The sequence below is a fragment of the Jannaschia helgolandensis genome (assembly GCF_900109285.1).
In the GTDB taxonomy this organism is placed as follows: domain Bacteria; phylum Pseudomonadota; class Alphaproteobacteria; order Rhodobacterales; family Rhodobacteraceae; genus Jannaschia; species Jannaschia helgolandensis.
Genome location: NZ_FNZQ01000005.1, coordinates 29,540 through 55,964, shown reverse-complemented (window position 1 = coordinate 55,964; position 26,425 = coordinate 29,540). Strand labels below are relative to the sequence as shown.

Genomic DNA, 26,425 nt, shown 5'->3' with positions numbered 1-26,425 from the left:
GCCTTAACGCGGGCAACAGGTGAGGGAAAGTCGCATGGAGCCCATTCGCGCCCTTGGGGCGATGTCCGGCACGTCAATGGATGGCGTCGATGCGGCGGAGCTGCTGACCGATGGCGAAACGATCGCCGGGTTCGGGGCCAGCGACTACCAGGAATATACCGCCACCGACCGCGCGGTGATCGCTGCCGCCATGGGCCGCTGGCCGGGCGAGGCGGGTGTGGCACAGGCTGCGGAAGTCGTGGAAACCGCGCATGCCCGCCTGTTGTCGCGTTTTAAAGGCGTGCAGGTCGTCGGTTTCCACGGTCAGACGTTGGCCCATGACCCCGCAGGCCGCCGCACGCATCAGGTCGGCGACGGCGCGCTTCTGGCCGAGGTGTTGCAAACCCCCGTCGTCTGGGATTTCCGCACTTCCGATGTCACGCTGGGCGGCGAGGGCGCGCCGCTGGCCCCGGCCTTCCACCATGCCTGCGCGCGCCATATCGGTGCTGTGCAGCCAATTGCGATCCTCAATCTGGGTGGCGTCGGCAATCTGACGTGGATCGACCCGGCCCGCGCGATGGAGGACGATGGCGCGCTTCTGGCCTTCGACACCGGCCCCGCGAATGCGCCGATCAATGATCTCTGCATGGATTGGCTGGGTCAGCCATTCGACCGGGACGGTGCCTTGGCGCGGGAAGGCTGCGCCGCCCCGGACCTTGTCGCGCAACTGATGCACCACACCTATTTCTACCGGATGCCGCCGAAATCGCTCGACCGGGACGCCTTCCGACAGGCCGGGGCTGCTATCGACGCCCTGCCGCCCAGCCATGCCGCCGCGACCTGGGTTGCCGTGATCGCGGCCAGTGTCGGTCACGCGCTGACGCAATGCCCGACAATGCCGACGCGCCTTCTGGTGACGGGCGGCGGACGCCTGAACCCGGCTATCATGGACGCGCTGACGGCCCTTACGGTCGACGTCGCCCCCATCGAAGATGTGGGCCTGAACGGTGACATGCTGGAGGCGCAGGCCTTTGCCTTCCTTGCAGTGCGCGTCTTGCGCGGCCTGCCCACCAGCTTCCCCGAAACGACCGGCGTAAAGGCGCGCGTCGGCGGCGGTCAGGTCAGCCGCCCAGACGGTGTATTGGACAGCCTGCCCACAACGGCTAGACACACATCAAGCCGCCGGGTAACGAAGGCCCGTTAGCGGTAACAGAAAAACAGGAGCCGTCTCATGGTCTCTCGCACGATTCCCGTCGATACGTTCGATCTGGTTCTTTTCGGGGCCACAGGCGACCTTGCCACACGCAAGATCCTGCCTTCGCTATATCGTCGGTTCCTGGCCGGTCAGATGCCACAGGATGCGCGCGTGATAGGTGCCGCGCGGTCCAAGCTGGACGACGCCGGTTTTCGGAAACTGGTTGCAGAAGCTTTGGATGAATTCGTCTCCAAATCCAAGCGCGACAAGGCGACCATCGAAGCGTTTCTGAATCAGTGCAGCTATATCGCTATCGATGCCAAAGGCGACAGTGGCTGGGCCGAACTGAAGAAATCGGTTCGCGACGAGGCGATCAAGGCATTCTACTTTTCGGTCGCACCTTCAATCTTCGGAACGCTGGCGGAAAAGCTGCGGTCCCATGGCATCGCCTGCGAAAATTCGCGGCTTGTGGTGGAGAAACCTTTCGGTACGGACCTCGAGACTGCCAAAAAGCTGAACGCCGATCTGGCCGCCAGTTTCGACGAGACGCAAATCTACCGTATCGACCATTTTCTGGGCAAGGAAACGGTGCAGAACCTGATGGCTGTGCGCTTTGCCAACGTATTGTTCGAACCGCTCTGGAACGAACGCTATATCGATCACGTACAGATCACTGTGGCCGAGACCGTCGGTGTCGGCGGGCGCGGCAGTTATTACGACAAGTCTGGCGCGATGCGGGACATGGTGCAGAACCATCTGATGCAATTGCTTTGCCTGACCGCGATGGAACCGCCCAGTCAGTTCGATCCGGATCGCCTGCGCGACGAAAAACTGAAGGTAATCCGTGCTTTGGACCCGGTTGGCCAAAAGGACGTCGTGCGCGGCCAGTATAAGGCGGGCAAGGAGCCATCCTATGTGGAGGACGCTGAAAACCCGGATTCGCGCACCGAATCCTATGTCGCGCTGAAAATCGGCATCTCGAACTGGCGGTGGAAGCACGTACCCTTCTACCTGCGGACCGGAAAGCGCATGACCAAGCGGATGTCCGAGATCGTCATCCAGTTCAAGGAGACCTCGCATTCCATCTTCGATCGTGACGAAGGGTCGATGGCCAACGCGCTGACGATCCGCCTGCAACCGGACGAAGGCATGGACCTGTCGGTCACGATCAAGGAACCGGGGCCGGGCGGTATGCGTCTGGTCAATGTGCCGCTGGACATGTCGTTCGCGGAGGCACTTGGACCCGATGGCGAGGAAATACCCGATGCTTACGAGCGGCTCATCATGGATGTGATCCGCGGCAACCAGACCCTGTTCATGCGCGGTGACGAGGTCGAGGCGGCCTGGGCCTGGACCGACCCGATCATCGAGGGCTGGGAAGAACGCGGCGACAGGCCGCAAGCCTATGCGCAAGGCTCTTCGGGGCCGGAGGACGCGCTTATGCTGATGCATCGCGATGGACGTCGGTGGCGCGATCTGGAGGATTGATCTATGGATTTGCAGGAATATGCCGACCGTGAAATGCTGGCCATGGGGCTGGCGGACAGACTGGCTTCGGCACTCAAGAACAGTCTGATGGTCCACGATCACGCCAGTTTTTGCGTGTCCGGCGGGTCGTCCCCCGGTCCGATCTTCGAGATATTGTCCGGCGTCGACCTTGACTGGTCGCGCGTCCATGTCTTCCTGAATGACGAACGCTGGGTCCCGGAAGGACATCCGCGGTCAAATACGACACTTTTGAAAACGACCCTGCTAACGGGCCAGGCGGCAAAGGCGACGCTGGTCCCGATGGTGAATGACGCGGCAACTCCGGAAGACGGCATCCCTGCGCTGGAGCCCGGTTTCGAAGGCGAATTTCCGATCTCGCTTCTGCTTCTGGGGATGGGGCCGGACATGCACACTGCCAGCCTTTTTCCCGGTGCCGATAAACTGGCGCTTGCGATGTCGAACGCGGCCCCGATCCTTGTGCCGATGCGCGCCGAGGGGGCGGAGGAACCGCGTGTCACCCTATCGCGCCGGGTGTTGTCGGAAGCGATGGAAACCCACATTCTGATCATGGGGGACGAGAAGCGTGCGGTCCTGGAACGCGCCCGCAAACTTGACCCGATGACCGCGCCGATAGCTGCCTTCCTGAAGGACGCCACCGTCCACTGGGCCCCTTGAGGAGACGACGATGAACTTCTGGACAGGGATTGAAACTCTGCGTGGGCAACCCAAGCAGCGCATTGCTGATTTGTTGAAGGATGACAATCGAAACTGCAGAATGCAGGTCAGTGCCGGGGCATTCATGTTCGATATGTCCAAGACCACTCTGGCCGTCGATGCGCTGGACACTCTGCTTGGAATGGCATCCGACCTGCCCGCACGCCGCGATGCGATGTTCGCGGGCGAGCGCATCAACCAGACCGAGGATCGCGCCGTCTTGCACACCGCATTGCGCGGACAGGACGCGGTGATGGTCGATGGGTCCGATGTGATGCCGGGCGTTCAGGCGACGCTAAAACGGATGCGAGCCTTCGCGGGCGACGTGCGCGACGGCACCTTTCAGGGGCAGGGCGGGCGCATCACTGATGTAGTAAATATCGGCATCGGCGGATCGGACCTTGGTCCGGCGATGGCGACGCTGGCCCTGGCGCCGTTCCACGACGGCCCGCGCTGCCATTTCGTATCGAATGTTGACGGGGCCGATTGGGCCGACACGGCGCGACATCTGGACCCGGCGACGACGCTGGTGATCGTCGCATCCAAGACGTTTACAACGATCGAGACGCTGACCAACGCACGTACCGCCCGCGACTGGATGGCGGAAACGATAAGCGACCCGGCGGCGCAGTTTGCGGCGCTATCGACGGCGGAAGACAAGACCACCGCCTTCGGTATCGACCCGTCCCGCGTCTTCGGGTTTGAGGATTGGGTGGGTGGACGCTATTCTGTCTGGGGTCCGATCGGCCTGTCGCTGATGATTGCCATCGGACCGGGCAATTTCGATGCCTTCCTGAAAGGCGCGCGCGAAATGGACGCCCATTTCCGCACCGCGCCCCTGGCGGAAAACATGCCTGTTCTGCTGGCCTTGCAGGGCATATGGCACCATCAGGTCTGCGGCTATCCGACCCGCGCCGTGCTGCCCTATGACAACCGTTTGTCGCGCCTGCCCGCCTACCTTCAGCAACTTGAGATGGAGAGCAACGGCAAGGGCGTCACCATGGCGGGCGATCCGTTGCCTGGCCCCGCCGGTCCCGTCGTCTGGGGGGAGCCGGGGACCAACGGACAGCACGCGTTCTACCAGTTGATCCATCAGGGCATCACGCCGGTTCCCTGCGAATTCATGATCGCGGCAATGGGGTCGGAACCGGCGCTGGATCATCACCACAGATTGCTGATCGCCAACTGCCTGGCCCAGTCAGAAGCTTTGCTGAAAGGACGCGGCCTTGACGAAGCACGCGCCACCATCGCCGACCGCTTCGAGGGCGCGGAACTGGAACGTCAGGCAGCCCACCGCGTGTTCCCAGGCAATCGCCCGTCTACGACGCTGATCTATCCGCGCCTCACGCCCGAGGTTCTGGGCGGTATCGTCGCGCTCTATGAACACCGGGTTTTCGTCGAAGGTATGATGCTCGATATCAACAGTTTCGACCAATGGGGGGTGGAACTCGGCAAGGAACTGGCCACTTCGCTGGGTCCGCTGGTCGAAGGGGGCGACGCGTCGGCCAAGGACGCGTCAACCCGTACGCTTCTTGCGAAACTGCAGGCTTGGCGCGGCTGACATTTCATCCTTGGTCAACATACAATGCTGGGGGGACCGACTTTACCCGCTCACCCCTCGTAAACCGCACCGTCGCGTCCGGTGAACGCTTTGACATAACTGTCAGGCAGCTTTTTACGTGTGACAATATCCGCTTCCATCAGCACAATAACTGCCGTGCTTGTCGCGCAGAGACGTCCTTCGGACCAGACGCCGTATTCCATCGTCCAGGATGTATTGCGAAACGCGCGTGTGCGTCCGGCGACGATGTAGATATCCTCAAGGTGCAGCGGGGCCTTGTAGTCGACGGCGACGGATTTCAGCACCAGCACCGGGCGGCTTGCTATATCGGAGTATGTGCTGATGCCGTAGTCGCGAAGATAGGCGATGCGAAATGTCTCGAACCAGGACAGGTAGCGGGCGTTGTTGACGTGGTTGAGCACATCCAATTCGTGAAAGCGCACGCGGTCGGCCTGTCCGAAGGTAAAGGGGGCCGGGATGCCGATGTCCCGCAGGGCGGCACTGGCGAGGGATGTCAGAAGCGGGATTGTCATGCGGAGGTTTTAGCGCCGGGTGACACGGGCGCAACCACATTAATGTAGCTGTGTAAAGCATTGAAAATATTAAAAATAATTGAAGGGATATGCCTCGGGTTGAGATTGCAAACGCAGGCGACATTTCTGTTTCCCGCCTGTGATGAACTGCGGAGCTGGCCCATTCCCTGCAGGAGGTTAGAGGGCGAGAACGCGAGGTCGGCAGGATTGGAGCGGGTGAAGGGAATCGAACCCTCGTCACTTGCTTGGGAAGCAAATGCTCTACCATTGAGCTACACCCGCATACATTACGGGGTAGCCAAATCCTGCGCTGTCTTCAAGGCAATATCGGTCGCGGGCAAACGTCCTGCGCCCTAAATCCAACCCGATTTGTATAGAGTCCGTTCGTCAAAGAATGACGTGCCCCTTGGGCGAGCGGATGCTGCGGGCAGATGGTTCAGGCGGCGACCATCGGAATGATGCCGAGCATCGGGCTGCAAGCTATTGCGGAAAAGGAGGCTTTGGCGCGCTGGGGAGGATTCGAACCCCCGACCCCTTGATTCGTAGTCAAGTACTCTATCCAACTGAGCTACCAGCGCACTACGAGGGGCGAGATAGCCCCCGTTGCGACAGGGTGCAAGACCCGATTTTGACCGGGTCGATCCAAGGGTGATCCACGTCGGATATAGGGGTGATCCAAGTCGGACGTTGCCCGGACATCTGATTTACCCCTGAAACACCAGTTCGCTGATGCGCAGGGCGGCGCGGCGCGGCCGGGTCCGGTGACGCCATATTAATGCAGGGAGCTTGCCTCGCATACCGACGCGCCGGGGCCGCAAGAACCCGATCCTCATCACCCGGACCGATGCGAACGCGTATTCGGAGCGGTTGGCGAGAGAGGTTGATTTCGATCAACCGGCAATGGCTGCAATTCAGGACCTTAGCCTGCGACGTCATCCTGCCAGCGGTGCACCTGGATTTCGCATGGCCGGCCTTCGCACCGAAACCGGGGCATCGCAGATGCGACGTTCGAAGATGAAGCGGCGCACAAACCGATCTGGAAGGAATACACGGATGGCGGCATTCTTATCGACACGCCGGGATCTGGCACTTCTGGTCATCGGGCTTCTGGGCCTGCTGACAGGGCTTGCGCTTCTTGCCATGGGCCGTGGCGGGTCAGCGGATCTTGTGTGGTCGGTCGGTGTCGTGCCGATCCTTGCCGCGCTCCTGGTCGAGATCGTGCGCAGTCTTCGAAACGGAGATGTCGGTCTCGATATCGTCGCGGCCCTGTCGATGTCGGCCGCGCTCGTGTTCGGCGAAACGCTGGCCGCAGCCGTCGTGGCGGTGATGTATTCGGGCGGAACCTATCTGGAAAGCTTCGCCGCAGGCCGCGCGCGACGCGAGATGAGCGCCTTGTTGTCGCGGGTCCCCAGAAGCGCCACGCGATATGCGGACGGCACATTGGAGGATGTTTCCCTTGATTGTATCGAACCAGGCGATCTGCTGTTGGTCCGCCGGGGCGAAGTGGCACCCGTCGACGGCACGGTGGCAAGTGACGCGGCGCTGGTCGATCAGTCTGCACTGACGGGCGAGGCGATGCCCATTCGTCTGGCGCAGGGACACGACGTGATGAGCGGCGCGATGAATGCGGGCGAAGCGTTCGATCTGCGCGCAGGCCGCCGCGCGGCGGACAGCACCTATGCCGGCATTGTCAGGCTGGTCGAGGCGGCACAGAAGTCCAAGGCACCGATGGCGCGTATGGCTGATCGCTATTCGCTGCTTTTCCTGGCCGTGACCGTAGCGCTGGCGACGGCGGCCTGGTGGTTCACGGGCGATCCGGTCAGGGCGGTCGCCGTGCTGGTCGTGGCGACTCCGTGTCCGCTGATCCTGGCGGTGCCGGTAGCGCTTGTGGCCGGGCTGTCGCGGGCCACGCATTTCGGCGTGCTGGTCAAAGGGGCTGCGCCGCTTGAGGCGCTGGCAGGCATCCGCACGCTGATCCTGGACAAAACCGGCACGCTGACCGACGGGCAACCCCGGATCGTGTCCACACAGTCGCATGGCAACCTGTCCGGCGATGACATGCTGTTTCTTGCCGCGGCCATGGATCAGGCGTCGAAACATCCCATTGCACAGGCCATCGTCGCCGTAGCTCGGGACCGCGGCCTTGTTCTGCCGGTCCCTGCGGATGTCGTGGAAACCGCAGGCGAGGGCGTTGCGGGCACTATCAACGGTCAGGCCGTTCTGGTCGGGAGCCCCGGCTTCGTCGCTGCCCGCACCTCGGGCAATGTCGTCAACGACGTCAGCCGGGTTTCCGGTGATCCGGGTTCCGTGGTTGTCGCCCTGGGAGTCGATGGGGTGCTGGCCGGTCATTTCGTTCTGGCAGATTCATTGCGATCCGGCACCGCCACGCTTCTTGCGGGCCTGAGGAAAGCCGGAATCCAGCGGATCATACTGGCGACAGGCGATCGTCGCGTCGTCGCGGATGCGGTTTCCGGCACTCTGGGGCTGGACGGGGTTCACGCCGACCTGACACCCGATCAGAAGGTAAGCCTGGTTCTTTCCGAGCGGAGCCACGGGACGGTGATGATGGTGGGCGACGGCGTGAACGATGCGCCTGCGCTGGCGTCGGCAGACGTCGGCGTGGCCATGGGGGCCCGCGGCGCGGCCGCATCGGTCGTTGCAGCGCTGGGGTATATCACCCCGGTCCAGGGCGCACTGTTGCAGGAGGTTATCGACATTGCGGTCATCCTCAACGCGCTCCGCGCCCTGAGGATAAATCCGCAGGTGGCCGGACAGACGGACCTGCGACAAACCGCGGATCAGGGCCTGCGGGATGGAATTTCAGGAACACCCTGAATTTGCGCCCCGGCACGTCTGGCCGGAGTGTCGGGATAATTTTCCTCCGGTCGGCCGCGCCACGTCGCCATCTGCATGTTATCCTTGGCAAGAAGGCCGAAATCGTTGGCAGGATGGCCAAGTCGGTAGACCGAAGAAAATGGCGCGTCCCGGGCAGATCAATGCGCGAGCATGACAGGCCTGTCCGTCTGCTCGACCATCGACTTTGTGGTCCCTCCGAAGACGGCCTGTCGCATGCGGGAGTGGCCATAGGCTCCCATCACGATCAGATCGGCCCCCGTCTCGGTAGCGCGCTTCTGGATGCAGGTTCCGATCTCTTCTCCGCCACTCGGATATTGCTGAAGGTCGACATGACATCCGTGATGGCTCAGCCAGCGTGCGACATCCGAACCGGGGTTTTCTCCGTAGCGGTCCTGTGACGTGACGGGATCGAAGACCGCGATCGTCACATGAGACGCTTCCTTCAGCAGGGGCAGGGCGGCATGGACGGCGCGCGCTGCCGGAAGGCCGGTGTCCCATGCGATGAAGATGCGGGTGGGATGGAGGGCGGAAGCGGCGCGGGTCGCATTGAGGATGACACCGGACGGGGATTGAAAGAGGACGCCCTGGACGGCGTTGCGAAACAGGGAGTCGTTGCCCCGCAGGTCGTTCGATATCACGACGGCATCGCAGGTTGCCGCCCGCTGGCCGACGATGGCCGGCAGGGCGGCAATATCGCAGGCGAGAGTGTCGACGTCGCCGGTCGCTCCGGAAGCGTCGAGACGCGCTTCGATCATCTTGGCGGTCTCGGTCAGCCCAGCGGTCGCCGTTTCGATTTCCTCCTGCCAGATGTCCGGGATCATGGGAATGCCATAGGCTTCCGTTCCGTAGGCATAGATCGGAGTGCGGGGCAGGCCCCCAAGGACCAGAAACGACAGGTGCATCCGCTCCGCGTCGGCGGATTGCAGCATCGGATCGAGATCTTCGGCCTTTGCAGAACCGGAGACCAGGATGAGAAGGCTTGCGTTTTTCATGATGACCTTTCGTGCGGGCGGTTTCCGTACCCTCTTGGCGAACGTCGCGGCTGTCGTCTGGGACAGTCCTGCCATGAGATGGCGGGCGGCGGGTTGATCGGGATCAACGTATCTGAAGCGCAGAACGGGCAGACGCAGAAGCCGCTGCGGTGAGGATGGGAAGGTGATGCTGTGCATCTTATTTCCCATACCGGCGTCGGCGCGGCTGTGACCTAGACTGAACGTGGCAGCCGTTGATATCAATCAATCCACGGGCGCAGGTTCCGTGTTGGTCTGGCACGTGTCGGCCCGCACGAGACCCCCGTGCCGAAGAATTGCATCAGAAAATTGCATCAGGAGAGCATCACATGGCGAATGGTATTTGCGACATTTGCAACACCCGTCCTGCAAGCCTGCGCGCTCAGATAGTGGAAAACGGTCTGCGGCGCACCGTAGAGCTTTGCGATGTGGATTACCGACGTCTAGCGGCACGGCAGCAGCAGTCCAGTTCGCCGCTTGAATCGCTGTTTGGGCGGCGCGGCAGCCTTTTCGACGATTTCATCGGTGACGGGTTGTTCCAGACATACAGAGGGGCCGGGACCGAACGGTCAGCCGGTGAGGCCGATACGATGCAGGCTGGCCAGCGGCATGGCGGCGCCCTGACGGAACGACTGAGTTCCCAGGCCGAGAAGCTGTTGCAGGATGCCGCCCGCACCGCGACAGAATTCGGGCGCAGGGAGGTCGATACCGAACACCTGTTGCTGGCGCTGACCGGAAGCGAGGTTGTCGCGACGATACTTGACCAGTTCAAGGTTTCCTCGACCGATCTGCGGCAGCAACTTGAAGACGCGGCCCCGCGCGGCAAGGCAGAGGATGTCTCGGAGACGACGCAGATCGGCGTCGCACCCCGCGTGAAGGACGCCATGGCGCGCGCCTTACAGGCGTCTTCGGATCTGGGTCATTCCTATGTCGGTCCCGAACACCTGCTGATCGGATTGGCCGAAGAAGGGGAGGGCATGGCCGCCGATATCCTGCGCCGCTATGGCCTGTCGTCCCAGGCAATCCGCCAAAAAGTCACGAAGGTCGTCGGCCGGGGTGCCGAGGGGGGACGCGTCGATGCGCCGAGCAATACGCCCAACCTCGATAAATATTCGCGCGATCTGACGAAACTGGCGGCCGAGAACAAACTGGACCCCGTCTTCGGGCGCGCGCGTGAGATCGAGACCACCATCGAGGTTCTGGCGCGGCGCAAGAAGAATAACCCTGTGCTGATCGGCGATCCGGGTGTCGGCAAGACTGCGATCGTCGAAGGGCTGGCGCAGCGTATCCTGGCCGGCGAGGTGCCCGAAGCGCTGGCCGATAAGCGGCTGGTCGAACTGAATGTCAACGCGCTGGTGGCGGGGGCCAAGTACCGGGGGGAATTCGAGGAACGGCTCCAGGAGATCCTGAAGGAAATCCTTGATCAGAAGGAAAGCCTGGTTCTTTTCATCGACGAGATCCACAGCATCGTGGGTGCGGGGCAGGGCGGCGGTGAGGGGGGCCTCGATATTGCCAACGTGTTCAAACCCGCGCTGGCACGCGGCGAGTTGAACCTGATCGGGGCAACGACGCTCAACGAGTATCAGAAATACATCGAAAAGGACGCGGCGCTGGAGCGCCGTTTCCAGCCGGTCTATGTCGAGGAGCCGACCATAGCCCAGACCATCATGATCCTGCGTGGCCTGCGCGACATGTTCGAGGCGCATCACAAGGTCACGATCTCGGACGAAGCGATCATCGCGGCCACCGAGTTATCGGACCGCTATGTCACAGCGCGGTTCCTGCCCGACAAGGCAATTGACCTGATCGACCAGGCCTCGGCGCGCGTGAAGCTTGCCAAGAGTGCACGTCCCGTCGAGGCGCAGGAAATGGACGCCGAGGTCAGGCAGCTGAAACGTGAGCAGGATTATGCCGCCGCACGCAAGCATTTCGACGAAGCCGCCGAAATCGGCGCGCGTCTGACCGAAAAGGAGGCAGATCTGAAGAAGGCGACCGAGGAGTGGAAACGCGCGCAGGCGTCAGGCTCTTCCGAGGTGCGCGCCGCCGATGTCGCTCAGGTCGTCTCGAAGCTGACCGGCATTCCGGTGACGGAACTGACTGTCGAGGAGAAGGAGAAGCTTCTGCATATGGAGGACCGGCTGCACAGGCGCGTCATCGGACAGAACGAGGCCATCGCCGCGGTCTCGGACGCCATCCGGCTTGCCCGCGCGGGCCTGCGCGAAGGGGATCGACCGATCGCCAATTTTCTGTTCCTCGGTCCGACGGGCGTCGGCAAGACGGAACTGGCCAAGGCACTCGCGGAAGTGGTTTTCGGAGATGAAGATGCGATGATCCGCATCGACATGTCCGAATACGGCCAGCGGCACACTGTCGCTCGTCTGATCGGAGCGCCGCCGGGCTATGTCGGTTATGACGAAGGCGGCCAACTGACCGAGAAGGTGCGCCGCAGACCCCATAGCGTAATTCTGCTGGACGAAATCGAGAAGGCGCATGGCGACGTCTACAACATTCTGTTGCAGGTGTTCGATGACGGTCGCCTGACGGATGGCAAGGGGCGCGTTGTCGATTTCAAGAATACGGTCATCATCGCCACATCGAACCTTGGCTCGGACGTGATTCAGCGCGATCTGGCAATCCGCGGCACCGAGAAGGCGGATGCACAGAAACTCAAGGCCGATCTGATGGGCGTTCTGCGGAGCCATTTCAGGCCCGAGTTCATCAACCGGATCGACGAGGTGATCGTGTTTCACGCGCTCGACCGTTCCGAGATCCGCCAGATCGTCGAGATGCAACTGGCCCGCGTGGCTGCGACAGCCGCAGGGCAGGGTGTGACGCTTATCCCGGATGCCAGTCTGATCGATCACCTGTCCGACGAAGGCTATGCGCCCGAGTTCGGCGCCCGCGAGTTGCGGCGTCTGATCCGGTCCGAGCTTGAGACGGTGCTGGCGCGCGAAATGCTCAGTGGAGCGGTCGAGGACGGCGACGAGGTGCGCGCTCTTTGGGATGACGATGCGGACAAGGTGCGGCTCGAGAAAAGCGGCGCGGCACCGCACCCCGCCCCACCCGAGGAAGAGGCGGATGCAGAAGTGGAGGCGGATTCAGAGGCGATGGCAAAATAGGTATACCAAGGGCCGCACCGCGGGCGCATCCCCCGCGGTGCACCGACAGACGTTGCTCCAAGGAACTTCGGATCTTCGGTGGCAGATGCGATAGGCCCGGTATGCCCGGTCGATCGCCCAGTCATCCATTCGGACGGCCACCGGACCTAGTCGAACACGTAACGGCCCGGTGCATTTGTCGCATTGTCGGGGGACCGCCGGACTGCTGGCCGAGACGTCGCCGGAACAGCCGGACCCGATGCCGCCAGAAGCCAGTCTGACAATTCTTCCCACCACGACCCCTCGATGCTGTCGTGGTTTTCAAACCATGTGTCGGGGTCCTGGTAGAGATCGCCATGCGCGCGCCGTCCGATCCGGTAGTGCCGGCCGATATGGCCCGGCTCGCTCAGAATGCCGCCGTTGTGACCGCTGCTGGTCAGGGCGAAGGTCAAATCACAATCGCTAAACAGGCGCATCTTGTAGACCGACCGCCAGGGCGCGATGTGGTCTGTCTCGGTTCCGACCACGAACATGGGCGTTGTGATGTCCTTGAGCGCGATAACGCGACCGTTCACTGCAAACCGGCCTGCCGTCAGCCGGTTCTCGAGAAACAGTCCGCGCAGGTATTCGGAATGCATCCTTGCCGGCATCCGTGTCGTATCGCCGTTCCAGACGCCCAGATCCGTCGGCAAGTCCGGTTTGCCCAGAAAGTAGCGGTTGACCGCACGCGTATAGATCAGATCCTCGGCCCGGATGGAGGCGAAGGTGCGGGTCATCTGCGGGCGGTCGAGATAGCCCTGATCCCACATGAAGTCCTCTACGAAGGCGACCTGGTTCTCGTCGACGAACAGCAGCAGTTCGCCGGCCTCGGCGAAATCTACCTGTGCTGCCATCAGGGTAATCGTTGCCAGGCGATCATCGCCGTCTCGTGCCATCGTCGCGGCGGCGATCGCGAGGAGGGTGCCACCCAGGCAATAACCGTTGGCGTGAATCTTCACGTCAGGCACGACGGCCCCGATCACATCGAGCGCGGCCATGATGCCGTTCGTGCGATAATCCTCCAGCGACCAATCAGCGTGTTCGGGCCCCGGATTGCGCCATGAAATCATGAAGACCGTGAATCCTTGCCGCACGAAATAGCGGACCATGGAGTTTTGCTGCGACAGGTCGAGTATGTAATACTTCATGATCCAGGCCGGAACGAAAAGGATCGGTTCGGGGCGCACCGTTTTGGTCTGGGGCGCGTATTGGATCAGCTCGAACATCTCGTTGCGAAAAATGACCTCGACCGGCGTGCAGGCGAGATCGATGCCGATACGAAAACCCTCCGGGGCGGGGCGCTTTGTCTGCAGAAGGGTCTGGATGAGATCCTGTGTCATGAGCGCCGTCCCTTCCATGAGGTTTCGCCCGCCCGTTCTTGCCGTCTCCTCCATGATCTCGGGATTCAACCAGGGAAAGTTCGACGGAGAGACGAGATCGAGGGCCTGACGAACCTGGAACTGGACCCGGTCGGCGTCCTGCGGGCGCAGTCCGGGCATGTTGTCCGTCGCGGCTTCCCACCAGTCCTGCGTTGCAAGAAACGCCTGCTTCCAGAGTGCGAACAGCGGCATGTCCCAGGAGGCATGCGCGAAGCGGTGGTCGTACGACCGGGGCCTGAACGGTGCTTCGGCCTCCCGACCCAGGGCATGCGACAGCGCAAGAACCCCCACCTTTCCGGCGTTCACCTGCGCCCGCTCCACAAGCTCCAGTTGGCGACCGGGCGACCGGGCGAGATTCAGCGCCCAGCCCTGCCAGACCGACTGGATCGAGAAAGGAGATACGCCGCCGGTCAACCTTGCCAGCACAGCCCGTGATGCACGATCGAGAACCGCATGGGGGTGAGCGGCCTTGGCCGGTGCAGTGCTGGGAAGGGGCAGGGGAACGGGCAAACGAGCCGGAGCGGTCGCGGACTTGTGGGGAATTACGGCAGAGGTCATTGGACGCTGCACCCCTTCATGGCTGGGTCTCGGCTCAGGATAGCGGTTCACTCAGAGCTGCAATTGACAGCGATCAAGTCGGCTGGCGGCCCGGAGCGGGGGGCAGAGACCATATGCAGAATCGCAGACCGATCCGGCGGGCCCGGCCAGCAGGCGACGTCATTCGAAACAGGAAACTGCCCCGGAAAGGTGACGCAGAAACCCCGTGCACGCAATACCCTTCCTGATCGGGGTGGTGGCTCCGACAGCTGTGTATCGATCGCCGTGAGCGTTTCCAGAGCAGACAGAACGAGTTCTCGATGCCATGCATTCCCGGAGGAGCACCGACAGTCAGTCAGTCAGGCTCGATAGTTTCGGGATGCACCATCCATTCACGGCCCTTCAGCATTCCTTGCCAATAGAGCGGCGGCAGGATTTTCTCCTTCAGAAACCATGCTGCGCGGCTTGGCCGGGTTCCGTCGATGAGCGCCTTCGGCAGGGTCGGCAGAAGCATCCCGCCATAACCGAACTCGGCCAGCACGATCTTGCCCCGTTCCACGGTCAGCGGGCAGGCGCCGTAGCCATTGTATTGTGCTGTGGGCGCGTGGTCATCCATGTCGGCGGAAACATTTGCCGCGACCACCGGGGCCTGAACCCGCGCAGCGGCGGCAGTCTTCGCGTTCGGCGCGTTCATGACGTCACCCAGCGACCAGATGTTGTAGAAGGTCTTGTGCCGCAACGTCGCCTGGTCGACGTCCACCCATCCGTCGGCATCGGCTAGGGGTGAAACCCTGATGAAGTCGGGTGCGGTCTGTGGTGGGCAGACGTGCAGCATGTCGAAGGGCATTTCGACCGTTTTCAACGCTGCATCGGGGCGTTTTACCTCAAAGGTGGCGACTTTCGCCGGACCGTCGACAGCAACGAGATTATGATGGAAGTCAAGCGACACGCCATAGCGGTCGACGTACTCCATCAGTGCGGGGATATAATCCTTCACCCCAAAGAGGACGGGACCGGCAGTGGCGAAATGGATGTCGATACGACCCAGGACGCACCGCCGCTGCCACGCTTCGCCTGACAGGTACATTGCCTTATGCGGCGCACCCGCACATTTGATCGGCATGGGGGGTTGGGTAAAAACGGCCCTTCCACGATCAGCCCGCACACCAGCTCCCATGTATAGGGTGCCAGGTCATAGCGATAATTCGACGTCACCCCGTTTCGGCCTAACGTGTCGACCAGACAGACAGGCGGGGCGTCAGGATCCTGATATCCATGCAACCTGCCTTAGATCGCGTTGACCGGGACCTTGAAGACGGGATGGCCGTCGTCGTCGCAGGGCACTTCGCCCGCGCGCATGTTCACCTGAAGGGACGGCAGGATCAGCTTGGGCATGTCCAGGGTGGCGTCACGTGCCTGCCGCATCTTCACGAAGGCCGCGCGTGTGGTGCCGCCGCCGACATGAATGTTATGAGCCTTCTCCTCGGCCACGCTTGTTTCCCAGGCGATGTCCCGTCCGTTCGGGCCATAATCGTGGCACATGAAAAGGCGCATCGTGTCGGGCAGGCGCAGCACCTTCTGAATGCTGTCATAGAGGGTGCCCGCATCCCCACCGGGAAAGTCCGCCCGCGCGCTTCCGCCATCCGGCATGAAGAGCGTGTCACCGACGAATGCGGCATCGCCCATCACATGTGTCATGCAGGCAGGCATATGGCCCGGCGTATGAAGGGCGAAGGCGGTCATTTCGCCGATCTGATAGGTATCGCCATCCTCGAGCAGGGCGTCGAACTGGCTGCCATCGCGCTGAAACCTGGTGCCCTCGTTGAAGATCTTGCCGAACGTTTCCTGCACGGTGACGATCTGGGCCCCGATGCCGATCTTGCCGCCGAGTTTCTGCTGGATGTAGGGGGCGGCGGACAGGTGATCGGCGTGAACATGGGTCTCGATGATCCAGTCCAGCGTCAGGCCGCGCCGTTCAATTTCGGCGATCAGGGCATCGGCATGGTCGTAGGTGATACGTCCAGCGGCGTAGTCGATGTCCATGACGCTGTCTACGATGGCACAGTGGTCGCTGGCACTGTCCCTTACGATATAACTTATGGTGTTCGTTGCGGGATCGAAATGGCCCGAGACGTCGGGCCGAACTGTCATGTCGACGGGATAGGGCATGATAGCTCCTTTTCAGGCTGTTGTCGGCCGGGCCTGATCGGATTTTGCACAAAGCGCTTGAGACGGATGCCGATTGCGGCGCTGGCGACGGGAATTGAAAACACCGGGAACGAAGTTACCGGCGCGGATCGGTGGTGCCCGGACAAGAGACCGCCAGTCTGCAGGGACTGAAGAAGTGTGCGTAAGGTTTCCATAGCCTGGCACCTACTTCGTCGGGGGCGGTTCGGCTTTGACTGAGATCAACGGGGCACGGTTTCCGAGCAAACGTCCGGCGCATATTGGTGGTCCGGGGCGGACACCGCTGCAAATGTCGCGCCGGGTTCACCGCGGGATCGAAGATGTCCCCGGAAACCCTGACGCGCATCAGGTGGCAAACGGGTCTTCGTGACAGCCTTCACGGCCGACAGGTGGCAATTCTCGCATGTAAAAGCCCGGTCGGGACAGCGAGGGATCTGACGATCGGAGGACTTATTCATGGACAGGCCCGGCACGGGACGACAGTGACAGACGGATTTGTTTTTCCGCTTCCAGAATTGCGAAGAACGCGACCCCGATCGCTATGATCACCGATCCGTCCACAACGGACACCGCCCTTGTGCCGAAAACCTGTTGTGCCGCCGACCAGTAGGTGACGATGAATTGGGCGGGAACAATCAGGGCCAGACATGTCCAGATCACCCTCGTTCCTTTCGCGCTGGCCCAGGTCAGCGATGTGCCGAAAATATTGCGGATGAAGAAGAGATGAAAAATCTCCAACACCACGAGGAGGTTCATCGCCAGAGTTTGCGACAGCGCGTGCGGATAGCCCTTGGCCGTGGCATAGGCACCGATACCGAACACGGCCAGGACGAACAGGACGGAGACAAGAACGATATGCCAGCCCAGCGTGGCATCCAGCAACGGCGTCTCGCGCGCACGCGGCGGGCGCTGCATCGTGCCGGGCTCGGTCGGTTCGAATGCCAGGGCCAGACCCAGCGTGATACCTGTGATGAGATTGATCCAGAGAACCTGCAAGGGCGAGACCGGCAAGGCGAGGCCGAGTATCAGCGCGATGGTGATCGCGCCCGCCTCTCCAAAGCTGGTCGGCAACTCGAAACCTATGGTCTTTCGCAGATTGTCGTAGACCGTGCGCCCCTCGGAGACGGCGGCGGCGATGGAAGCGAAGTTGTCGTCCGCCAGCACCAGAACAGCCGTCTCCTTGGCGGCATCCGAACCCTTGACCCCCATCGCAATGCCGACGTCGGCACGCTTCAGGGCCGGCGCATCGTTCACGCCATCTCCGGTCATCGCGACGGTCAGACCATGGGCCTGCAATACGGTGACGAGGCGCAGCTTGTTCTCGGGCGAGGTGCGCGCGAAAATGTTTGTATCCAGAACTGCCTGCGCCAGATCTGCGTCGCTCCGTGCATCGAGATCTGCACCGGTCAGCACCGATGTGGGATTTCGCAACCCGATCTGCTGACCGATGGCCGAAGCGGTCCCGGCATGGTCTCCGGTGATCATCTTGACGGTAATGCCTGCGGCATGACACTCCTCGATTGCACCAATCGCCTCGGGGCGTGGCGGATCGATCATGCCGACGAGGCCGATCAAGGTGAATTCGCCGTCGGGCTGGTCTGATCCGAAGCCGTCAACGGTCGCGTCCCGCATTGCAAAAGCCAGTACACGCTGTCCCTTCGAGGCGATGAGATGCGCCTCGCCTTGCCAGTAGTCCTGGTCGAGCGGGACGTCGGCACCGTCGCCACGTTGGGTTTTGCACATCGCAAGCACGCGTTCCGGCGCCCCTTTGACCATTATGGAATGCCGACCGTCCGGGGCTTCGACCAGCACCGCCATGTAGCGGTGAACGGCGTCGAAGGGTATTTCGTCGCGTCGGGACCAACCTGAGATATCGACCTCTGTCTTCGCCGAAAAAGCGAGGAGGGCACCCTCCATCGGATCGCCGATTGACTGCCAGGTCGAACCGGACAGACGCAATGCGGCGTCGTTGCAAAGCGCTGCCGCGCGGCCAAGCTCGGCCAGGGTATTGGATGCGGGGCTTGGGTGAATGGCACCGGTCGGATCGTAGCCATGGCCCTCGATCGCAAAAAGCCCTGCCTGCGTCAGTGCCGTCACCACCATCATTTCATTGCGCGTCAGGGTGCCGGTCTTGTCGGTGCAGATTACCGAAACGGATCCCAGCGTCTCGATCGCGGGCAAATGACGAATGATGGCATTGCGGCGCGCCATGGCCCTGACACCGACCGAAAGGGCGATGGTCATCACGGCCGGAAGTCCTTCCGGAATCGCGGCGACGGACAGGCCGACGACATTCATGAAAATTTCATCGAAGGGCAGCTGGCCGACAAAGTAGCCATAGGCCAACAGGACCGAAGCAATCAGCAGGATCAGAATGGTGAGCCATCGGGCGAGGACGTCCATCTGCGCGACCAAAGGGGTGGTCAGCGTCTGCACCCGCGAAATCAGTCCGCCGATCCTGCCGATTTCGGTATTTTCTGCCGTGGCGACAACAACGCCGCGGCCCGTCCCGTTGGTCACCAGCGTGCCGCTGTAGGCCATGCAGGTCCGGTCGCCGATCGGAGTCGCGCGGGCTAGGGCATCGACCGATTTCTCGACCGGGACGGATTCACCGGTAAGTATCGCTTCGTCAATGAAAAGACCCGTGGCCTCGATCAGGCGCAGGTCGGCGGGTGCCCTTTCCCCCGGCTCAAGGAGGACAAGATCACCGGGAACCACATCGGCCGTGTCGATTGCGCGGCGCTCGCCGTCGCGCAGCACGGTGGTTTGCGGTGCCAGCATGTCCCGGATGGCGTCCATTGCCTTCTCGGCGCGATCCTCCTGAATATAGCCGATAATCGCATTCGCAATCACAACCGCGAGGATGACTGAGGTATCGATGTAATGCTGCAGGCTGGCCGTCGTGATCGCGGCGGCAAGCAAGACGTAGATCAGGACGTTATTGAAATGCGCGAGGAAACGGAGAAATGGATTGCGCCGCGCCGACGAGGGCAGGCGGTTCGGGCCATGTCGCTGGAGCCTGTCGATGGCTTCCGATTCACTCAGACCCGTGCGACTGGCGCCGAGCGATATCAGCACGTCGTCGACCGTCAGGGTGAACGGTTCAGTCAGCGGTGAACCCGCCGGTGCATCGGCACCGTTCGTTGCAATGCGGATCGGTTCGGCCGGGGTCTGCTTTGTCATGTACAAACTTTGCTAATATTGGCGGAGCCGGGTTGATCCACCGGTCTGTGCGATCTCATGACATCCTCGGCATCAGCACCGTTTCAGTGTACCGGCGATTGCCGCCTTGCAGGCAGATCGACATGGGTCGCATCCGGCGCAGGGCGGATGCCGCCACTGCGACCACACGGACAGGACTGTGCCGATACCCGGGATCAGCGCGAGAACAGGACCGGCAGATCGGATCTGCCGAGCAGGTCCCGCGTTGCCGTGCCGATAATGAAGTCATAGGCGCGGGAGTGGCCAAAGGCCCCGATGGCGATCATGTCTGCGCCTCTCTCGAAAGCCTCCTTGTTCAAGGCAGTAGCGACACCAGGGTGCGTCCATGTCTTCTGAACGAGGGTCGTCTCGACCCCGTGGCGGGCGAAGGCGGCCGCAAGTTCGCGCGAGGTCGCGTCCTGGTCAGCACCATGGCTGCTGTCGTTCACGTGCACGATATGGGCGATGTCCCCTTCCTGAAGCAGGGAAAGAACATCGTGGGCCGCCCGGACAGCCTCGCGCGTGCCGTTCCAGCCGATCAGAACGGAACGACCGAGTGTATCGGGGCGAGCGGTCGGGGGAACGACGAGCACCGGACGACCGGAATCGTGGATCACCGTCTCCAGGAGTTTCATATCCGCCGACTGGTGGATGTCCGTTCCGCCCCCCGCAATGACGACGATATCGGCGCAACCCGCGCTTTCTGCGATCCGGTCGGCAGCCATTGCCATCCCGGTCCTCACCGGCCGCCATTCGGACACGAACTGTTCTGCATGGGTGTACTTCTCGAAAACCGCCTTCAAGGTTTCGGTTTGTTCGAGCTGTGAGGACCCGTAATCGTCATGAGCGGCGTCCGGAATGTGCAGGGCAATACCGGGATAGACCATCAGAGCCTCGATTGTGCGCAGTCCGATCAGGTGTGCGTCGTGACGGCGGGCCAGGGCGCAGGCGGCTGTCATGACGGCGTCGGCGCTGGATTCAGAGGTGAGACAGGCAAGTATGGTCTTGATGGACATGATGTCCTCCTTTGCTGGATGGGCTGCGCGACGTCAGACACGAAACGCGTCCGTGCGTGACCTGTGCCCGATGTCTGGGAGTGATGGTGTCGATCCGATACGCGGACCCTGAACCCTGCGGGCAGACCTGCGAGGATTGGCACCGCCGGATTTGAAATTATTGCAATCAAGGTTGCGATCCTCGCGCATGTCACTCCTCCGGCCTATCTCGATCAGCGTCTCGCCCGAGGTCGATGCCTCCGGATTTCCATGCCTCACGTCAGGTTGTCTGCCCTTGTGTGACATGACTGGTCCTAACATCGCCTTCCCCATCTCCGGTTGATCGCGATCAACCGGCTTGCGTGTTTCGGTGCGCATCCTTCCCTGGACAAATCGGTCCGAGGAGAGATGTGATGATCGGGATAAAGGGTGCAATGCTCGCCGCTGTGCTGGCTGTTCTGTCCAGCCCAGGAGCGGCGGAGACCCCGGATCGCCAGATCGGCGGCGACATTCTGAGAAGCGGAGACTCGGCTGCGCAGTTGCAGGCGGACCGGGACGTTCTGGCGACCGGCTTTACCGTGACCCTGGACGGTATGATCGCGCAGGACGGTCACGCGGCCGGTTTTGCGGTCGGGGTGGATGCGACGACCGGCGGCGATCTCTATGGGGCCGGTTTTTCCGTCGGTCTGAGAGGCACGGTAGGCGGTGATCTGACGGCAACGGGGTTCAGCGTCGTGACCGGTCCGGGCGCGGAGGTTGCGGGCAACGCACGTCTGGCGGGTGCAAGGATCACGATCAATGGTCCGATACGGGGCGCGCTGGCAGCGGTCGGCGGCAAGATCACCCTCAATTCCGAAGTCGCCGGGGATGTCCTGCTCGGGGCGGAGACGCTCACGTTCGGTCCGGATGCCCGCATCGGCGGCAAACTGACATATTCGACACCAGAGCGCATCGATATCCCCGACTTCGTTCTATCGGCAGACCGGATTGTATATGAGCCTTTCCAGCGCAGCGAGATTTTCAACAATGCCTACGAGATGTGGGAAGGCTGGGAGATGCCGCGCGGTCCAACGTTCCTGACGGTATTCGGCGGATTTCTGGTCACGCTCGGTTTCTTCGTCGTGATCGGTGCGCTGTTTCTCACCCTCGCTCCGGTGCAGGTCCGGCGGCTGCGCCGAAGCATCGATGCACGACCCGGCATGGCCTTGCTGACCGGAGTGATCGGCCTGTCGATGCTCTTCGGGTTGGTGCCTGTCAGTGCGATGACCATACTAGGTGTCCCGCTCGTGCCGATCGTCCTGCTGGCAATCCTGCTTGTCTGGATCCTGGGATATATCCTCGGTGCCTACGTCCTTGCCATGCGCGTTCTTCGAGCCTTTGGAACCGCCGAGAATCCGGTGATCTGGATGCGACTGCTGGCTCTCGTGATCGGCGTAAGCTTCATAGCGCTGCTGAATTACATCCCGGTGCTCGGCTGGATGGCGAATTTCGCCTTGGTCCTGCTGGGGATCGGCGGAATAGCGACGGCACTGTTCGAACGGATGGTCGGCAATATTGACCCTGCGCTCGATGTCGACATGCAGCCAATTCAACGCAACCCGGAACAGGAGTAAAGCCATGTCTGCGCAGGGACTGGAAGTGATCGATCATACCGTGCAACTGACCCACGAATGGATCAACGAGGTGCGGGACAGGCTGGGCTGGAGCAGCAGCCGGGATGCGATGCGCCTGCTGCGCGTGACACTGGTCCAGCTCCGCGATCACCTGGGGCACGAGGAGACCGCGCAACTGTCTGCGCAGATGCCCCTTTTGATCCGCGGAATGTTCTTTGAAGGTTGGCAACCGGCGCATACGCCAGTGCGTGACCGGAAGGCGGAGCACTTCGTGACCGCCATCGAGAAACAGGTTGAGGCTGTCCTCGACTGGCGCGGCCCACGTGACATCGAAGCTGTGTTCCGCACCTTGGACAACAGGATTTCGGAAGGCGAGATCCGGGACGTCAAAGCGGGGTTGCCGCAAGCGATCCGCGACATGTGGCCAGATTGAAAGGATGCGACGATGGAACCGGAAAATATCAATATCCTGACAATTGAGCCGGGATATCTGCGGCGACTGTTGTTCAAATTGCGGGCGGCAAGCCTTGGGGATGCGGACACGCCGCGAGATGCCCGCGACAATGCTTTGTACGGTGAACACCACATTACGCTCAAGGAAGAGGTGGATACCTGCGCTGTCCGGGAGGAACTGGTCGCAGAGATCGATGGGCTGGACCCCGATCATCAACAGGAGCTTGTTGCGTTGATGTGGGTCGGGCGCGGTGACTTCGACAGCGACGAGTGGCCGGAGGCCCTGGCGCTGGCTATGCAACGCGCGGACGCGCCGGCGTCCCGCTATCTGCTTTCTCACCCTATGGCCGCCGACGAAATCGCCAGCGGCCTTGAGGAACTTGGTCACGATCATCTTCTGGAAGACGGTAGCTACTAGCGCGACCTCGTCAGGTGTCGGCCTGAGATGCGTCGATGAGGGCATCCAGGTCGAGGACAAGAACCGTCTGCGGCGTGCCGAGGGCGATCGTCTTCGACTTGCGCAATATGGTAAACGTACGGCTGACGGTTTCGATCGTCAGGCCAAGGAAATCCGCGATGTCTGCACGGCTCATCGGCAGGGAGAACGTCGCATAGTTGCCGATGGGAGCGCCCGTCCGCTGCGACAGGACAAGAAGGAACGATGCGATCTTCTCCATCGCCGATTTGCGTGCGAGCATCATGACGTGGTCCTGCATCGCGCTGATCTCGCGGAGCGCGGCGCGCAGAAGGCGCTGATGCGTTTCCGGATCGCTTTCGCCCGCTTCGAAAACGCGGCGCTTGTAGATGACGATCTCGGCGGAGGAGAGCACATCGCAATCGGTGTGGTGTCGTGTCCCGTTCGGGAAGCCGACGATATCGCCAGGCAGTCCGAACGCGATGACTTGCCGTTTGCCGTTTTCAAGGACACGGGTCAGGCGAAGGACACCCGACACGACCTCGTAAAGATTGGTGGCGTCATCGCCTTCGTGATAAAGATATGCACCGGACTTGAATTGCCGTTGCACAAGCGGCTTCGATTGCGTGCAAGGCGGTTGAATAACCGATGGCGTGTGGAAAGACATCGGTTCGGCTGAAAGTGTTACGTACATGCTGCGCTCTCCGGTTTGGTTCGCAGGCACCATCCCAATGATGTGTCGCAGTCAGACACGCGCGGCAGTATCGGTTTGTATCGGTTTGTATCTTTCCGCCGATTAGCGTGTTGCGGCTGGCCACACCTGTATTTATCGTTATTTCATGGGTCGTTCCGCCGGATCATTGCCATGGCCGACAAGACCATTCTCGTCGTTGAAGACGATCAGAAAATTCGCACACTCCTTAGACGCTGTCTGGAAGGGGCCGGATACGTCGTGGAAGAAGCATCAGACGGCAACGGTGTGCGGGAGGCATTTTCGGATGCCCCCCCCGATCTTGTGACCCTGGATCTGAATTTGGGAACCGAAGACGGACTGGATATCGCGCGGGACATTCGCCGCACCCATGATGTGCCGATCATCATGGTGACCGGAAAGGACGATGTGATCGATCGCGTGGTTGGTCTTGAACTCGGCGCCGACGATTATCTGACGAAACCCTTTCACGTACGCGAGGTTCTTGCCCGTGTGCACGCCGTATTGCGTCGGAGTAAGATGCGGGGTGCAAGCCGCGCGGAACCCGTTGACGCAAGTCCGCCAACAGACCTGCTGCACGATCTTGATGGGTTAAAGCTTGATATTAATCGAATGCAGCTGACCGACCGAGATGGTAAAGACTGCAATCTGACGACAGCCGACTTCAAACTTCTGGCGGCCTTCGTGGCCAATGCCAAGCGCCCCCTGTCGCGCGATCGCCTGATGGATCTTATCGATGGGACGGAATGGGCGCCTCTGGACCGCACGATCGACAATCAGGTGGCTCGCCTTCGCAAGAAGATCGAGCGTGATCCCTCTCGTCCGACGCTGATAAAGACAGTCCGGGGCATTGGATACATGTTGACCGAAATAGCAGTCGAACAGGATTACCGGTCTTCGAGCACGGTCTGAAGGGCGAGCGCCAGATCGGCTTGCCGGTAAGGTTTGCGCAAAATCGCGAATTCAGCCTCTATCCTGCCGCCGCGCAGGACGCTTTCGGAGAAGCCGGAGGTCATAAGAACGCGCACTCCGGGCTTGTCTTCGGCGATCTTCCGGGCAAGATCGTGACCCGACATCCTGCCGGGCATGACCAGGTCTGTGAACACGACGGAGATATCGTCTCGGTCTTTCAGGATGCTCCATGCAGCATCGCCGGTCGTTGCGGTAATGCACCGAAATCCGAAGGCCATCAGACGGGTCTGCGACAGTCGCATCACGCGGGGATCGTCCTCGACCACGAGAACAAGCCTCTCCGCGCCAAAGCGCGATAGCCCATCCTGGTTTTCCTCGACGGCGTTCCCGGTCTCTGTTTCATCCACCATCGCAGGGAAATAGAGGCTGATTGTCGTTCCTTCTCCGATCTCGCTGTAGATGGCGATGTGACCTTCCGACTGTTTGATGAAGCCATAGACCATTGAAAGTCCAAGCCCAGTGCCCTGGCCAACCGGCTTTGTCGTATAGAATGGCTCCATCGCCCGGTTGCGCGTTTCGGCCGACATTCCTTCACCCGTATCGCTGACTGAAAGCCGGACGTATTTTCCGGGTTCGACCCCGATCTCCTGCGCGATGTAGCGATCGTCCAGTTCGACATTGCGCGTCTCGACAAGGATTTTCCCACCGCCGGGCATGGCGTCCTGTGCATTGAGCGCAAGATTAAGGACGGCCGTCTGAAGTTGGGTCGCATCCGCACGCGTAGGCCAGGCGTTTTCGGCAAAAACAGCGTCGATCGAAATGTGTGCGCCGATGGTTCGATTCAACATGGCCAGGGATTGTTCGACCAGATCGTTCAGGACGATGACCTCGGACTTCAGGCTGCTTTTGCGGGCGAAAGCCATAAGCCGGGAGGTGAGGTCTGCCCCCAGTTCCGCGGCCTCCAGCGCGTCGGAAATCAACGCACGGCTTTGTGCGGCAGGCCCGGACATCTCCAAGAGTTCCAGATTGCCGACAACCACCGTAAGCAAATTGTTGAAGTCGTGGGCGATGCCTCCGGTCATCTGTCCGATCGCATCCATTCGTTGAGATCGGGCCGCAGCCTCTTCGGCGGCTTGCCGATGTGATCGGTCATGTAAAATCGCTACAAACAGGACTTCGCCGTCGATGTCCGCGCGGCCGACCGATAGATGCAGTGGAAAGACGGTTCCGTTTGCGCGCAGACCCTCGACGTCTCGCCCGATCCCTATGATGCGCTTCTCGCCCGTCTCGAGATGATGGTGCAGGAATCCGTCGTGACGTACTGCCATGTCGTCAGGCATCAGAATGCGGACGTTTTGTCCCATGAGATCGTCTACGGACCTGCCGAAGAGCAGGGCGGTTGCCTTGTTGACGCGCAATATGGTGCCGTCATGGTCCGACACGAGGATCGCATCGACCGCGGCATCGAAAATCGCGAAAAGGACGGCGCGATCATCGGCAATATCCATAGTCAACACTCTGAATCAATTAGATGAAAAGCGCCTGAGC

The 26,425-nt window shown here is 61.3% G+C and carries 18 protein-coding genes, 2 tRNA genes and 1 pseudogene; 10 read left to right on the top strand and 11 right to left on the bottom strand.

Annotation, left to right across the window (positions count from 1 at the left end; translation table 11 throughout):
- Nucleotides 1-34 precede the first annotated feature (34 nt).
- Genes BMY38_RS12935 through pgi form a run of 4 tightly spaced genes read left to right on the top strand, consistent with a single transcriptional unit; the run spans nt 35 to nt 4,937 of the window.
- Nucleotides 35-1,183: an anhydro-N-acetylmuramic acid kinase gene (locus BMY38_RS12935; RefSeq protein WP_092763455.1), complete on the top strand. Its 1,149-nt coding sequence runs from the start codon at nt 35-37 to the stop codon at nt 1,181-1,183.
- A 27-nt stretch (nt 1,184-1,210) separates the two neighbouring features.
- Nucleotides 1,211-2,662 (top strand): glucose-6-phosphate dehydrogenase, encoded by a 1,452-nt coding sequence (gene zwf / locus BMY38_RS12930; RefSeq protein ID WP_092763453.1) that lies wholly within the window; start codon nt 1,211-1,213, stop codon nt 2,660-2,662.
- A 3-nt stretch (nt 2,663-2,665) separates the two neighbouring features.
- A complete protein-coding gene (gene pgl, locus BMY38_RS12925; protein ID WP_092763451.1) occupies nt 2,666-3,337 on the top strand; it encodes a 6-phosphogluconolactonase in 672 nt (223 codons plus the stop codon).
- Between the two features lie 10 nt (nt 3,338-3,347).
- On the top strand, nt 3,348-4,937 hold the full coding sequence (gene pgi, locus BMY38_RS12920) for a glucose-6-phosphate isomerase (protein WP_092763449.1): 1,590 nt from the start codon (nt 3,348-3,350) through the stop codon (nt 4,935-4,937).
- Between the two features lie 50 nt (nt 4,938-4,987).
- On the opposite strand, the gene BMY38_RS12915 is transcribed toward pgi, so the two are convergent.
- The 3 genes from BMY38_RS12915 to BMY38_RS12905 all read right to left on the bottom strand — a co-directional run bounded on the left by BMY38_RS12915 (nt 4,988) and on the right by BMY38_RS12905 (nt 6,048).
- Nucleotides 4,988-5,470 carry an acyl-CoA thioesterase gene (locus tag BMY38_RS12915; RefSeq protein WP_092763447.1) on the bottom strand — a complete coding sequence of 161 codons (483 nt, stop codon included), beginning with the start codon at nt 5,468-5,470 and terminating at the stop codon, nt 4,988-4,990.
- A 208-nt stretch (nt 5,471-5,678) separates the two neighbouring features.
- Nucleotides 5,679-5,752 (bottom strand) — tRNA-Gly (locus tag BMY38_RS12910).
- 219 nt (nt 5,753-5,971) lie between these two features.
- Nucleotides 5,972-6,048: transfer RNA gene (locus BMY38_RS12905), tRNA-Arg, on the bottom strand.
- A gap of 475 nt (nt 6,049-6,523) precedes the next feature.
- Here BMY38_RS12905 and BMY38_RS12900 point away from each other — a divergent pair.
- A complete protein-coding gene (locus BMY38_RS12900; protein WP_092763445.1) occupies nt 6,524-8,305 on the top strand; it encodes a heavy metal translocating P-type ATPase in 1,782 nt (593 codons plus the stop codon).
- 158 nt (nt 8,306-8,463) lie between these two features.
- Here BMY38_RS12900 and BMY38_RS12895 read toward each other — a convergent pair whose 3' ends face one another.
- Entirely contained in the window at nt 8,464-9,318 is an 855-nt protein-coding gene (locus tag BMY38_RS12895; RefSeq protein ID WP_175495880.1) for a universal stress protein, read from the bottom strand.
- Between the two features lie 347 nt (nt 9,319-9,665).
- On the opposite strand from BMY38_RS12895, the gene BMY38_RS12890 reads away from it, so the two are divergent.
- Nucleotides 9,666-12,455 carry an ATP-dependent Clp protease ATP-binding subunit gene (locus BMY38_RS12890; protein ID WP_092763441.1) on the top strand — a complete coding sequence of 930 codons (2,790 nt, stop codon included), beginning with the start codon at nt 9,666-9,668 and terminating at the stop codon, nt 12,453-12,455.
- A 146-nt stretch (nt 12,456-12,601) separates the two neighbouring features.
- Here BMY38_RS12890 and BMY38_RS12885 read toward each other — a convergent pair whose 3' ends face one another.
- The 5 genes and pseudogenes from BMY38_RS12885 to BMY38_RS12865 all read right to left on the bottom strand — a co-directional run bounded on the left by BMY38_RS12885 (nt 12,602) and on the right by BMY38_RS12865 (nt 20,793).
- A complete protein-coding gene (locus BMY38_RS12885; RefSeq protein WP_092763439.1) occupies nt 12,602-14,410 on the bottom strand; it encodes a PHA/PHB synthase family protein in 1,809 nt (602 codons plus the stop codon).
- Between the two features lie 334 nt (nt 14,411-14,744).
- Nucleotides 14,745-15,631 (bottom strand): annotated as a pseudogene (locus tag BMY38_RS12880) (NAD(P)/FAD-dependent oxidoreductase); the annotation flags it as partial.
- 45 nt (nt 15,632-15,676) lie between these two features.
- Nucleotides 15,677-16,558: an MBL fold metallo-hydrolase gene (locus BMY38_RS12875; protein ID WP_092763437.1), complete on the bottom strand. Its 882-nt coding sequence runs from the start codon at nt 16,556-16,558 to the stop codon at nt 15,677-15,679.
- A 468-nt stretch (nt 16,559-17,026) separates the two neighbouring features.
- Nucleotides 17,027-19,759 (bottom strand): HAD-IC family P-type ATPase, encoded by a 2,733-nt coding sequence (locus tag BMY38_RS12870; RefSeq protein WP_092763434.1) that lies wholly within the window; start codon nt 19,757-19,759, stop codon nt 17,027-17,029.
- A gap of 194 nt (nt 19,760-19,953) precedes the next feature.
- Nucleotides 19,954-20,793 (bottom strand): universal stress protein, encoded by an 840-nt coding sequence (locus tag BMY38_RS12865; protein WP_092763432.1) that lies wholly within the window; start codon nt 20,791-20,793, stop codon nt 19,954-19,956.
- Between the two features lie 392 nt (nt 20,794-21,185).
- Here BMY38_RS12865 and BMY38_RS12860 point away from each other — a divergent pair, with 392 nt between their 5' ends.
- Genes BMY38_RS12860 through BMY38_RS12850 form a run of 3 tightly spaced genes read left to right on the top strand, consistent with a single transcriptional unit; the run spans nt 21,186 to nt 23,256 of the window.
- Nucleotides 21,186-22,385, top strand: a complete 1,200-nt coding sequence (locus BMY38_RS12860) for a DUF8173 domain-containing protein (protein WP_092763430.1) — start codon at nt 21,186-21,188, stop codon at nt 22,383-22,385.
- Between the two features lie 4 nt (nt 22,386-22,389).
- Nucleotides 22,390-22,818, top strand: a complete 429-nt coding sequence (locus tag BMY38_RS12855; RefSeq protein WP_092763428.1) for a DUF2267 domain-containing protein — start codon at nt 22,390-22,392, stop codon at nt 22,816-22,818.
- Between the two features lie 12 nt (nt 22,819-22,830).
- On the top strand, nt 22,831-23,256 hold the full coding sequence (locus BMY38_RS12850; RefSeq protein WP_092763426.1) for a DUF3775 domain-containing protein: 426 nt from the start codon (nt 22,831-22,833) through the stop codon (nt 23,254-23,256).
- 10 nt (nt 23,257-23,266) lie between these two features.
- Here the strand turns inward: BMY38_RS12850 and BMY38_RS12845 are convergent, their stop codons facing one another.
- Nucleotides 23,267-23,947 carry a helix-turn-helix domain-containing protein gene (locus tag BMY38_RS12845; protein ID WP_245737612.1) on the bottom strand — a complete coding sequence of 227 codons (681 nt, stop codon included), beginning with the start codon at nt 23,945-23,947 and terminating at the stop codon, nt 23,267-23,269.
- 171 nt (nt 23,948-24,118) lie between these two features.
- On the opposite strand from BMY38_RS12845, the gene BMY38_RS12840 reads away from it, so the two are divergent.
- Nucleotides 24,119-24,877, top strand: a complete 759-nt coding sequence (locus BMY38_RS12840) for a response regulator (protein ID WP_092763424.1) — start codon at nt 24,119-24,121, stop codon at nt 24,875-24,877.
- On the opposite strand, the gene BMY38_RS12835 is transcribed toward BMY38_RS12840, so the two are convergent.
- Nucleotides 24,853-26,385, bottom strand: a complete 1,533-nt coding sequence (locus BMY38_RS12835) for a PAS domain S-box protein (protein WP_092763422.1) — start codon at nt 26,383-26,385, stop codon at nt 24,853-24,855. The two genes, BMY38_RS12840 and BMY38_RS12835, sit on opposite strands and share 25 nt — an antisense overlap.
- Nucleotides 26,386-26,425 lie beyond the last annotated feature (40 nt).

Coding starts and splice junctions, on each gene's coding strand:
- pgl (WP_092763451.1), top strand. CDS start 2,666: ATGGATTTGCAGGAATATGCCGACCGTGAAATGCTGGCCATGGGGCTG.
- BMY38_RS12885 (WP_092763439.1), bottom strand. CDS start 14,410: ATGACCTCTGCCGTAATTCCCCACAAGTCCGCGACCGCTCCGGCTCGT.
- BMY38_RS12835 (WP_092763422.1), bottom strand. CDS start 26,385: ATGGATATTGCCGATGATCGCGCCGTCCTTTTCGCGATTTTCGATGCC.
- BMY38_RS12850 (WP_092763426.1), top strand. CDS start 22,831: ATGGAACCGGAAAATATCAATATCCTGACAATTGAGCCGGGATATCTG.
- zwf (WP_092763453.1), top strand. CDS start 1,211: ATGGTCTCTCGCACGATTCCCGTCGATACGTTCGATCTGGTTCTTTTC.
- BMY38_RS12860 (WP_092763430.1), top strand. CDS start 21,186: ATGATCGGGATAAAGGGTGCAATGCTCGCCGCTGTGCTGGCTGTTCTG.
- BMY38_RS12865 (WP_092763432.1), bottom strand. CDS start 20,793: ATGTCCATCAAGACCATACTTGCCTGTCTCACCTCTGAATCCAGCGCC.
- BMY38_RS12900 (WP_092763445.1), top strand. CDS start 6,524: ATGGCGGCATTCTTATCGACACGCCGGGATCTGGCACTTCTGGTCATC.
- pgi (WP_092763449.1), top strand. CDS start 3,348: ATGAACTTCTGGACAGGGATTGAAACTCTGCGTGGGCAACCCAAGCAG.
- BMY38_RS12895 (WP_175495880.1), bottom strand. CDS start 9,318: ATGAAAAACGCAAGCCTTCTCATCCTGGTCTCCGGTTCTGCAAAGGCC.
- BMY38_RS12875 (WP_092763437.1), bottom strand. CDS start 16,558: ATGCCCTATCCCGTCGACATGACAGTTCGGCCCGACGTCTCGGGCCAT.
- BMY38_RS12855 (WP_092763428.1), top strand. CDS start 22,390: ATGTCTGCGCAGGGACTGGAAGTGATCGATCATACCGTGCAACTGACC.
- BMY38_RS12840 (WP_092763424.1), top strand. CDS start 24,119: ATGGCCGACAAGACCATTCTCGTCGTTGAAGACGATCAGAAAATTCGC.
- BMY38_RS12890 (WP_092763441.1), top strand. CDS start 9,666: ATGGCGAATGGTATTTGCGACATTTGCAACACCCGTCCTGCAAGCCTG.
- BMY38_RS12845 (WP_245737612.1), bottom strand. CDS start 23,947: ATGTACGTAACACTTTCAGCCGAACCGATGTCTTTCCACACGCCATCG.
- BMY38_RS12935 (WP_092763455.1), top strand. CDS start 35: ATGGAGCCCATTCGCGCCCTTGGGGCGATGTCCGGCACGTCAATGGAT.
- BMY38_RS12870 (WP_092763434.1), bottom strand. CDS start 19,759: ATGACAAAGCAGACCCCGGCCGAACCGATCCGCATTGCAACGAACGGT.
- BMY38_RS12915 (WP_092763447.1), bottom strand. CDS start 5,470: ATGACAATCCCGCTTCTGACATCCCTCGCCAGTGCCGCCCTGCGGGAC.